8 protein-coding genes, 1 pseudogene and 1 riboswitch are annotated in these 9,963 nt (G+C 72.9%); of the genes and pseudogenes, 4 read left to right on the plus strand and 5 right to left on the minus strand.

Annotated elements, in window-relative coordinates:
- The first annotated feature begins 117 nt into the window (after positions 1–117).
- From ACWEJX_RS08640 to def, 4 genes are all read left to right on the plus strand, one after another.
- Positions 118–1,671 (plus strand): HD domain-containing phosphohydrolase, encoded by a 1,554-nt coding sequence (locus ACWEJX_RS08640; RefSeq protein ID WP_451606791.1) that lies wholly within the window; start codon positions 118–120, stop codon positions 1,669–1,671.
- On the plus strand, positions 1,668–2,945 hold the full coding sequence (locus ACWEJX_RS08645; protein WP_451606781.1) for an HD-GYP domain-containing protein: 1,278 nt from the start codon (positions 1,668–1,670) through the stop codon (positions 2,943–2,945). Before ACWEJX_RS08640 ends, ACWEJX_RS08645 begins: the two co-directional genes overlap by 4 nt.
- A gap of 79 nt (positions 2,946–3,024) precedes the next feature.
- Positions 3,025–4,005, plus strand: a complete 981-nt coding sequence (locus ACWEJX_RS08650; protein WP_451606782.1) for a tetratricopeptide repeat protein — start codon at positions 3,025–3,027, stop codon at positions 4,003–4,005.
- Between the two features lie 63 nt (positions 4,006–4,068).
- Positions 4,069–4,719 carry a peptide deformylase gene (def, locus tag ACWEJX_RS08655; RefSeq protein ID WP_451606783.1) on the plus strand — a complete coding sequence of 217 codons (651 nt, stop codon included), beginning with the start codon at positions 4,069–4,071 and terminating at the stop codon, positions 4,717–4,719.
- On the opposite strand, the gene ACWEJX_RS08660 is transcribed toward def, so the two are convergent.
- From ACWEJX_RS08660 to ACWEJX_RS08680, 5 genes and pseudogenes are all read right to left on the minus strand, one after another.
- Complete coding sequence (locus ACWEJX_RS08660) at positions 4,695–5,117, minus strand: ribosomal maturation YjgA family protein (protein ID WP_451606784.1); 423 nt, start codon at positions 5,115–5,117, stop codon at positions 4,695–4,697. The genes def and ACWEJX_RS08660 overlap by 25 nt on opposite strands.
- A 33-nt stretch (positions 5,118–5,150) precedes the next feature.
- Complete coding sequence (locus ACWEJX_RS08665) at positions 5,151–6,176, minus strand: ribonucleotide-diphosphate reductase subunit beta (RefSeq protein ID WP_451606785.1); 1,026 nt, start codon at positions 6,174–6,176, stop codon at positions 5,151–5,153.
- On the minus strand, positions 6,167–8,530 hold the full coding sequence (locus tag ACWEJX_RS08670) for a ribonucleoside-diphosphate reductase subunit alpha (protein WP_451606786.1): 2,364 nt from the start codon (positions 8,528–8,530) through the stop codon (positions 6,167–6,169). The genes ACWEJX_RS08665 and ACWEJX_RS08670 overlap by 10 nt, the downstream gene beginning before the upstream one ends.
- Before the next feature lie 127 nt (positions 8,531–8,657).
- Positions 8,658–8,780, minus strand: a riboswitch (cobalamin riboswitch).
- Positions 8,781–8,827: 47 nt separating this feature from the next.
- Positions 8,828–9,343 (minus strand): GNAT family N-acetyltransferase, encoded by a 516-nt coding sequence (locus tag ACWEJX_RS08675; protein WP_451606787.1) that lies wholly within the window; start codon positions 9,341–9,343, stop codon positions 8,828–8,830.
- Positions 9,344–9,420: 77 nt separating this feature from the next.
- Positions 9,421–9,963, minus strand: a pseudogene (locus ACWEJX_RS08680) (sodium:solute symporter); the annotation flags it as partial.

Below are 9,963 nucleotides of genomic sequence, written 5' to 3' on the forward strand. Positions count from 1 at the left end.
TCGCCCGGCCTTTCGCGTGTCCATTCGTGTGCCCATCGGCTTGTATCACCCGATGGTGCGAATCGGCCCCCGGCGCGCCCGGGCCCGCCGCCCCAACTCGCTAGCGTGGCGGGCGTGATGGGCGTGAAGGTCATTCCGCGCGGACGGGGCGTTCTGCGAGCGGCGCGCGGTTACGTCGCCTGTGCCGTGCTCGCCGCGGCGGCGGTCGCCCTGCCCGCCCTGCGCCCCGGCGCGGCCACGCCCTGGCCGACCGTGCTGCTGCTCGCCGCCCTCTACGCGCTGTGCGAGCTGCCCGTACACCTCCCGGCCCGGCTCCGCTCGCCAGGTGGGGCCCCCGTCCGGCTCGCCGACCGGGTCCTCGGCGGCCCCGTGCACCGGGCCGACGCCCCCAGGGTCGCGGGCTCCTTCTTCCCCGTGCTGCTCGCCGCCGCGCTGCTCCTGCCGCCCGCCGCCGCCGCGCTCACCGCCGTGCCCGGCGCCCTCCTCGCCCGCGTCGATGAGCCGCCCGCCGGACTGCGCCGGGCCTGGCGGGCCGCCCAACTCGCCCTCGCCGTCTGGGCCGCGGGCCGCACCGGCCGGCTCCTCGAATGCCCGGACGCCCTCGGCCGCGGCCAGGTCATCCCCGACTTCCCGTACGTGCTGGTGCCGGCCGGGGCCGGGGCGCTCGCCTTCTGCCTGGTGCTCACCGCCCTCGACGGCGGCATCCGCGCCACCGCCGAGCAGCTGCCGCCGCGCATCGCCTGGCGCGGACTGCTCGGCCTGTCCCTCGCCCCGCACGCCGTGCACGGCCTCGCCGGACTGATGATGGCCGTGCTCTGGCGCAGCGGCTACGGGCCGGTCGCCGCGCTCTTCGTGCTGCTGCCCATGTACATCTCCTGCTGGGGCTTCGCCCAGTACCACCGCGAGCGGGCCGGCCACCAGGCCACCATCCGGGCCCTCGTCCAGGCCGTCGACATCAAGGACCGCTACACCCGCGGCCACAGCGAACGCGTCGGCCGGGCCTCCCTGCTGATCGCCCGTGAACTCGGCATGGCCGAGCCCCGTCTGGAGGTCGTCCGGTTCGCCGGGATCCTCCACGACGTCGGCAAGCTCGGCGTGCCGACGCGGGTGCTGCGCAAGGACGGGCCGCTCACCCCCGAGGAGCGCCGGGTCATCGAGCTGCACCCCGAGTACGGGCACGAGATGGTCCGCGGCATCGGCTTCCTCGGCGAGGCCCGCAGCGCGATCCTGCACCACCACGAGCGGATGGACGGCACCGGCTACCCGTACGGGCTCAAGGGCCAGCAGATCCCCGAGTACGCGCGGGTGGTCGCCGTCGCCGACGCCTTCGACGCGATGACCTCCACCCGTTCCTACAGCCGGGCCCGCCCGGTCGGCACGGCCCTCGCCGAACTGGAGCGGTGCGCCGGCAGCCACTTCGACCCGCGCATGGTCGAGGCGCTCGCCCGCGCGCTGGCCCGGCACGGCTGGCAGACCGAGGTCACCGCCGACGAGACCGCCGTGCCCGCGCCCCGTCCCCCCGCACCGGCGCCCGCGCCCGCACCCGGAGCCGTACGCGCGCCCGCGCCCGGAGCCGTACCGGGACCCACGCCCGAAGCCGTACCGGAACCCACACCCGCGGCCGAAGCCGTACCGGAGACCGAGCCCGCGCCCCTCCAGGAGCGGGCGTGAGCCCCCCGGCCGCCCCGGCCGCCGCCCGCGCCACCGTCGGCACCGTCCGCGCGGCCGCCCTGCTGCTCACCCTCGGCGGCCTCGGCGTCACCCTCTGGCGCGGCCTCGCCGACCCCGGCATCGCCGTCGCCTTCGGCGTCCTCATCGCGCTCGGCGAACTCACCCGGCGCGGAGCCGCGCCCGAGGAGCGGGAACCCGCGCCACTCGCCTCCGCCGGCGCCCTCGCGTATGCGCTGCTCGGCCAGAACGGCGGCCAGGTCACCACTCACGGAGTGCTCCAGACCGTCGCCGTCGTCGTCGCGGCCGGCCTCGTCGGCACCGTGCCCCACGTGGCCCGCGGCAACGGCCCCGACCTCGACCAGCTCGCCCGGCGCATCCTCACCGTCGGCTTCGCCGCCAGCTGCTTCCAGCCCCTCTACAACCAGGGCACCATCACCGCCCACCTCGGCCAGAGCCCCTCGTACACCCTCTTCCTGGTCGCCCTGCTGCTCCTCACCGCCCTCTGCGACGCCGTCCTCGGCGCCGTTCTGCACCGTGCCCGCACGGGGCACCCCTTCGGCCCGCTGCTCCGGGACGAGCTGCGCGCGCTGCTCGGCATCGGCTCCGCCGTCTGCGCCACCGGCGCCGTCATGGCTCTCGGGGTGGCCGCCGCCGGACTGTGGGCGCTGCCCGTCTTCGCGGTGCCGCTGCTGCTCACCCAGGTCTCCTTCCGGCGGTACGCGGCCGTGCGCACCACCAACCGGGAGACCATCGCCTCGCTCGCCCGGGCCACCGAGATCGCCGGTTGCACCCCGCCCGGCCACGCCCACCGGGTCGCCGCGCTCAGCCGGGCGGTGGGCCGGGAGCTGGGCCTGTCCGGGCCCGACCTGACCGTCCTCGAATACGCGGCGCTCATGCACGACATCGGTCAGCTCTCCCTCGTCGATCCCGTCGACGGCGGCGCCACCGCGCTGCTGCCCGCCGAGGAGCAGCGCCGGATCGCCCTGCTCGGCGCGGCCGTGGTGCGCCAGACCGGCGTCCCGGCGGCCGTCGCCGTCGTCGTCGAGCGGCAGGCCGACCCGTACCGCGAGCAGCCGCTGCCCGCCCGGATCGTCCGGGTCGTCAACGCCTACGACGACCTCGCCGCCGGCAGCGCGGGCGGCGGCCTGGGCGCGCTCGAACGGCTCCGGCTCGGCACCGCCCGCGACTACCACCCCGACGTCGTCGAATCGCTCGCCCGGGTCCTCGCGAGAGGAGGCGTCAAGGGCGGCATCGCCCCCGTTCCACCGGGGTAACCCACGGGTAATGAGCGCGCGTCCGACCGGGCATGGTTGGATGCGAACAAGAGGGTGAAGCGACCGGCAGGCGGGAATCGTGAGGATCTTCGGGAAGGTACGGCATCGGCCCTCCGCCTCGTGGCGGCAGGCCACCGACCGCGCGTTCACGCTGATCGGCGACGGCCGGTACGAGGACGCGGGCGCGCTGCTGACGCGCGCGGCGGACCTGGAGCCCTGGCTCTCCGAGTCCTGGTTCAACCTGGCCCTGCTGCACAAGTTCCGGCACGACTGGGAACAGGCCAGGGCCGCGGGCCTGCGGGCCGTCGCGCTGCTCGACAAGGAGACCGGCGCCCCCGACTGGTGGAACGTGGGCATCGCCGCCACCGCCCTGCAGGACTGGCCGCTGGCCCGCCGCGCCTGGCAGGCGTACGGCCTGAAGGTCCCCGGGGCCGCCGCCGGCACCGGCGAGCCGGCCGGGATGGAGCTCGGCAGCGCGGCCGTGCGGCTCTCCCCGGAGGGCGAGGCCGAGGTTGTCTGGGGCCGCCGGCTCGACCCGGCCCGGATCGAGGTCCTGTCCATCCCGCTGCCGTCGTCCGGGCGGCGCTGGGGCGAGGTCGTGCTGCACGACGGCGTGCCCAACGGCGAGCGCACCACCAGCGCCGGCCCCTCGTACCCGGTCTTCGACGAGATCGAGCTGTGGGCGCCGTCGCCGGTGCCCACCTGGGTGGTGCTCCTGGAGGCCGCCACCGAGGCCGACCGGGACGCCCTGGAGCAGCTCGCCGCCGACGCGGGCTTCGCCGCCGAGGACTGGTCGTCCTCCGTACGGCTGCTCTGCCGCGCCTGCTCCGAGTCGACCATGCCCAGCGCCGAGGGCGAGGGCGAGCACCTGGACCCGCACGACCACAGCGAGCCTGGGCACCCCGGTCCGCTCGGCCACCGCTCGCCCGGCGAGCTGTGGGTGCCCGAGCGGGAGTGCGGCATCGCGGCCCCCGCCGGCCTGGTCCGGGGGCTGCTCGACAGCTGGGTGGCGGACAGCCCGGACAGCCGGGAATGGCGTGATCTGGAGGAAGTCTGCTGACCGCTGCCCGTAGGCTGTACCCGGTACAGGTTCCAGGTCCGAGGAAGAGGGCGTACGGCGGAGATGTCGCAGCAGGGCACTGAGCAGGAGCAGACGGGCGTGTACGCCGTGGACGACGAGGGCTTCATCGTCGACACCGAGGACACCGAGGCCCGCGAGGCCGCCCACCGCGAGCGCGGCACCTCGCGCCCCATCACGGTCGTGGGCAACCCCGTCCTGCACCGGGAGTGCAAGGACGTCACCGACTTCGACGACGAGCTGGCGCAGCTCATCGACGACATGTTCGCCAGCCAGCGCACCGCCGAGGGCGTCGGCCTCGCCGCCAACCAGATCGGCGTCGACCTGAAGGTCTTCGTCTACGACTGCATGGACGACGAGGGCAAGCGCCACGTCGGTCACGTGATCAACCCGGTCCTCGTCGATCTGCCGGCCGACCGGCGGCACCTCGACGACTCCAACGAGGGCTGCCTCTCGGTGCCGACCGCGTACGCCGAGCTGGCCCGCCCGGACTACGCCGAGGTCACCGGCCAGGACATGAAGGGCAACCCGATCAAGGTCCGCGGCACCGGCTACTTCGCCCGCTGCCTCCAGCACGAGACGGACCACCTCTACGGCTTCCTCTACATCGACAAGCTGTCGAAGCGGGACCGCAAGGACGCCCTGCGCCAGATGGAAGAGGGCACGCCGCGCTACCCGGTCGTCCCGAACGACTGACCCTCGCCCCTGCGCGCACCCACGGCGCGGTGGACGGCCCAGCCGACCGCCGCGCCGATCGCGTACCAGAACAGGTCCGGCACGTTGAACGTCGTGCCGAGCACGAGGCGCGCGAGCGTGCTGCGCGCGGCCAGCTCCGCCGGTACGCCGGTCAGCTGGAACAGCTCCACGGCCCAGCTGAACCCGAGGGCCACCCAGGCCGCCACGGCCGGCCGGACCCGCGGCGCGACCAGCACCACCAGGGCCAGGACGAGGAGCGTGTAGAGCGCGTCGCCCGCGTACTTCGCGACGACGCCCGACGCCGCGGACCTGATTCCCAGGCCCGCGGCGACGGTGAGCAGAGCGGCGGAGCACGCCAAGAGGCGCGTGCCGAGCCGCGCGCGTAGGAGGATCCCCATGCCGGGCACCCTACGCGTCCGGAACCGAGGCGATCAGAAGTCCTCGTCGAGGTCGACCGAGCCCTCGACCGCCACCTGGTAGGCGGACGGCCGGCGCTCGAAGAAGTTCGTCAGCTCCTGGACGCCCTGGAGCTCCATGAACGCGAACGGGTTCTCCGAGCCGAACACCGGGGCGAAGCCCAGGCGGGTCAGGCGCTGGTCGGCGACGCACTGGAGGTACTCGCGCATCGACTCCGTGTTCATGCCCGGCAGGCCGTCACCGCACAGGTCCTGGCCGAACTGGAGCTCCGCCTCGACGGCCTCCTTCAGCATGTCGGTGACCTGCTGCTGCAGCTCGTCGTCGAAGAGCTCCGGCTCCTCCTTGCGGACGGTGTCCACGACCTCGAAGGCGAAGTTCATGTGCATCGTCTCGTCCCGGAACACCCAGTTGGTGCCGGTGGCCAGGCCGTGCAGCAGACCGCGGCTGCGGAACCAGTACACGTAGGCGAAGGCGCCGTAGAAGAACAGGCCCTCGATGCAGGCGGCGAAGCAGATCAGGTTGAGCAGGAAGCGGCGCCGGTCGGCGGCCGTCTCCAGGCGCTCGATCTTCTCGACCGAGTCCATCCACTTGAAGCAGAACTGCGCCTTCTCGCGGATCGACGGGATGTTCTCGACGGCCGCGAAGGCCGCCGCGCGGTCGTCCGGGTCGGGCAGGTAGGTGTCGAGCAGCGTCAGATAGAACTGGACGTGCACGGCCTCCTCGAAGAGCTGGCGGCTCAGGTAGAGGCGCGCCTCCGGGGAGTTGATGTGCTTGTAGAGCGTCAGCACCAGGTTGTTGGCCACGATCGAGTCGCCGGTCGCGAAGAAGGCGACGAGACGGCCGATCATGTGCTGCTCGCCCGGGGACAGCTTGGCGAGGTCGGCGACGTCCGAGTGGAGGTCGACCTCCTCCACGGTCCAGGTGTTCTTGATGGCGTCCCGGTAGCGCTCGTAGAAGTCCGGGTAGCGCATCGGACGCAGGGTCAGTTCGAAGCCCGGGTCGAGCAGGTTGTTCTTACGGGTGGTGCTCATTACTGGCATGCCTCGCAGGACTCGGGGTTCTCCAGGGAGCAGGCGACGGCGTCCGCGTCGGGCGCGGCCTGCTGGACGGGGATCGTGGTGGCCTGGGCGGCGCGGGCGATCCGGGTCGCCGGACGCGAGCGCAGGTAGTACGTGGTCTTCAGGCCCTGCTTCCAGGCGTACGCGTACATCGACGACAGCTTGCCGATGGTCGGCGTCTCCATGAACAGGTTCAGGGACTGCGCCTGGTCCAGGAACGGGGTGCGGGCGGCGGCCATGTCGATCAGGCCGCGCTGCGGGATCTCCCAGGCCGTGCGGTACAGCTCGCGCACCTCGGCCGGCACCCAGCCGAAGCCGGCCACCGAGCCGTTGGCGTCGCGCAGCGCCTCACGGGTCTGCGCGTCCCACACGCCGAGCTCCTTGAGCTCCGCCACCAGGTACGAGTTGACCTGGAGGAACTCGCCGGACAGCGTCTCGCGCTTGAACAGGTTGGAGACCTGCGGCTCGATGCACTCGTAGACGCCCGCGATCGAGGCGATCGTCGCGGTCGGGGCGATGGCGAGCAGCAGGCTGTTGCGCATGCCGACGGCGGCGATCCGCTCGCGCAGCGCGGCCCAGCGCTCCGGCCAGTTCAGCTCGACGTCGTAGTGGTCCGGGTGCAGCACACCGCGCGCGGTGCGGGTCTTGTCCCAGGCCGGCAGCGGGCCGTTGCGCTCGGCGAGGTCGGCGGACGCCTCGTACGCGGCGAGCATGATCCGCTCGGCGATCCGGGTGGACAGGGCGCGCGCCTCGGCCGAGTCGAAGGGCAGCCGCAGCTTGAAGAAGACGTCCTGGAGGCCCATCGCGCCCAGGCCCACCGGACGCCACTTGGCGTTGGAGCGGCCGGCCTGCTCGGTCGGGTAGAAGTTGATGTCGACGACCCGGTCGAGGAACGTGACGGCGGTGCGGACGGTCGCGTCGAGGCGCTCCCAGTCGATGTCCGAACCGACGACGAAGGCGCCCAGGTTGACCGAGCCGAGGTTGCAGACGGCGGTCTCGCCGTCGTTGGTGACCTCGATGATCTCGGTGCAGAGGTTGGAGGAGTGGACGACCGTGCCGGGCTCTGCGGTCTGGTTCGCGGTCCGGTTGGCGGCGTCCTTGAAGGTCATCCAGCCGTTGCCGGTCTGCGCCAGGGTGCGCATCATGCGGCCGTACAGGTCGCGGGCCGGCATGGTCTTGCGGGCCAGGCCCGCCGCCTCGGCCTTGCGGTAGGCGGCGTCGAACTCCTCGCCGTACAGGTCGACCAGCTCGGGAACGTCGGCCGGCGAGAACAGCGACCACTCGGCGTCCGCGTTGACCCGGCGCATGAACTCGTCCGGGATCCAGTGCGCGAGGTTGAGGTTGTGCGTACGGCGGGCGTCCTCGCCGGTGTTGTCGCGGAGCTCCAGGAACTCCTCGATGTCCGCGTGCCAGGTCTCCAGGTAGACCGCGGCGGCGCCCTTGCGGCGGCCGCCCTGGTTCACGGCGGCGACGGAGGCGTCCAGCGTCTTCAGGAACGGGACGATGCCGTTGGAGTGCCCGTTGGTGCCGCGGATCAGCGAACCGCGGGCGCGGATGCGGGAGTACGACAGACCGATGCCGCCCGCGTGCTTCGACAGCCGCGCGACCTGGTGGTAGCGGTCGTAGATGGAGTCCAGCTCGTCCTGCGGCGAGTCGAGCAGGTAGCAGGACGACATCTGCGGGTGGCGGGTGCCGGAGTTGAAGAGCGTGGGGGAGGACGGCAGGTAGTCCAGGCGGCTCATCAGGCCGTAGAGCGCCGTCACCTCGTCGAGCGCGCGGACCGAGTCGTCCTCGGCGAGGCCGGCGGCCACGCGCAGCATGAAGTGCTGCGGGGTCTCGATGACCTTGCGGGTGATCGGGTGGCGCAGCAGGTAGCGCGAGTAGAGCGTGCGCAGGCCGAAGTAGCCGAAGCGGTCGTCGGCGGCCGCGTCGATCGTCGCGTCGAGCCGCTCCGCGTGCAGGGCGACGAAGTCGGCCGTGCGGTCGGCGATCAGGCCCTCGCGGTGGCCGACGGCGACGGAGGCGGCGAAGGACACCGCGCCCTGGCCGGCCGCCTCCTGGGCGATCGTGATCGTCAGGAGCCGGGCGGCGAGCCGGGAGTACGCCGGGTCCTCGGCGATCAGCCCGGCGGCGGCCTCCGTGGCCAGCTCGCGCAGCTCCGCCTCGTCCGAGCCGGGGTGCCGGCCGCGCAGCGCGGCGGCGGCGACCCGGCCGGGGTCGGTGTCCGGGAGGTCGGCGGTGAGATCGGTCAGGGTCCGCAGCAGCGCGGTCCCGGGGCCGTCGGTCTCGACCGCGGAAGCCTCGGCCGAAGCCGGATCGGCGGGCGCGATGGTCACGTGGGGGCTCTCCCTCGCTCGGCACGGGGCCAGGACGGGAGGCGGCAACGGGCGCCGTACGCACGGCGGCGCCGCGTCCACCGGCCCACTCCGCGAGGCCCGGACGTCAGTGACACCCGGAACGGACGGACCGGGCGCGCTGTCGGCAGGTCCTCGGACTCACGTCGTACGGAAACGCACTTGGTACACCGTTGCGGGACAGTTCCGGATTTGCACCGGATTCCCCTGCGGCGACAGCGAGGACGAGCATACATGTGGGGGGCGCCCCTCGGAGCACCCCCCACATGTTGTGTGTCGTCAGCGTTCGTTCAGCTCCAGTGAGTAGCTGAGCAGTGTGAACTCGGGCTGGTCGGGGATGGGGTTCCAGTCCCGTTCCGGGGTCCGGTGGAAGCCGAGCCGTTCGTAGATGCGGTGCGCGCCGTGCATCGTGGACTGGGTGGACAGTACGATCCGCACGCAGCCGGCGGCCCGTGCCCGCTCCACGCACGCCCGTACGAGCGCCTCCCCGACGCCCCGGCCGCGGGCCGCGCCGTCGACGGCCAGCATCCGGATCTCCGCCTCGCCCGCGCCGGCCAGGTCGGCCATCGCCCCCGGCTCCGGCACGAAGGTCACGCCGCCCAGCACCGTGCCGTCCCCGTCGACGGCGACGAGGACGTCGGACCGCGCGGCCCGCTTGGCCACGTCCCGCAGTTCGCCCAGGTACCAGTCGCTGTCGCCGAAGACGAGGAAGCCGTCGTCGAGGTACGCCCGACCGGTGATCTCGCCGAGCTCCTCGTACTCCTCGGGCCGTACCGCCCTGATCGTGAAGTCCATGCCCGGCAGTCTGCACCCGACACGGCCGCGCCCGCCTCCCGGAATCCAGGGGGCGGGCGCAGCCGTGTCGTGCCGGGTCAGTGGCCGGTGCCGACCTTCGGCAGTTCGGTGACGACGCCCGCGTCGCCCGCGTCGGCCGTGTAGTCCTCCGGCGAGGTCTCGTCGACGCCGTCGGGGGTGCCGACGGAGCGCAGGACCAGGGTGAGGACGACGGTGACGAGGACGTTGAGGACGAAGGCGGTGAGGCCGATGTAGCCGATCTCGCCGATGCCCGGGATCTCGGCCGCGGAGCCGCCGAAGTGCTTCTGGGTGGGGCTGGCGACCCCGTACGCGGCGGCGGTGCCGTAGACCATGCCGACGGCCCAGCCGGCGAGCAGCGCCCAGCGGTGCGGCCAGCGGGTGAAGAGGCCGCCGACCAGGGACGGGAAGGTCTGCAGGATCCAGATGCCGCCGAGCAGCTGGAAGTTGATGGCGACGGTCTTGTCCATGGTGAGGACGAAGACCAGGGCGCCGACCTTCACCAGGAGCGAGACCAGCTTGGAGACCTTGGTCTCCTGCTCGGCGGTGGCGTCCGGCTTGATGAAGTCCTTGTAGATGTTGCGGGTGAAGAGGTTGGCCGC

It is taken from the genome of Streptomyces sp. NPDC004788 (genome assembly GCF_053601115.1).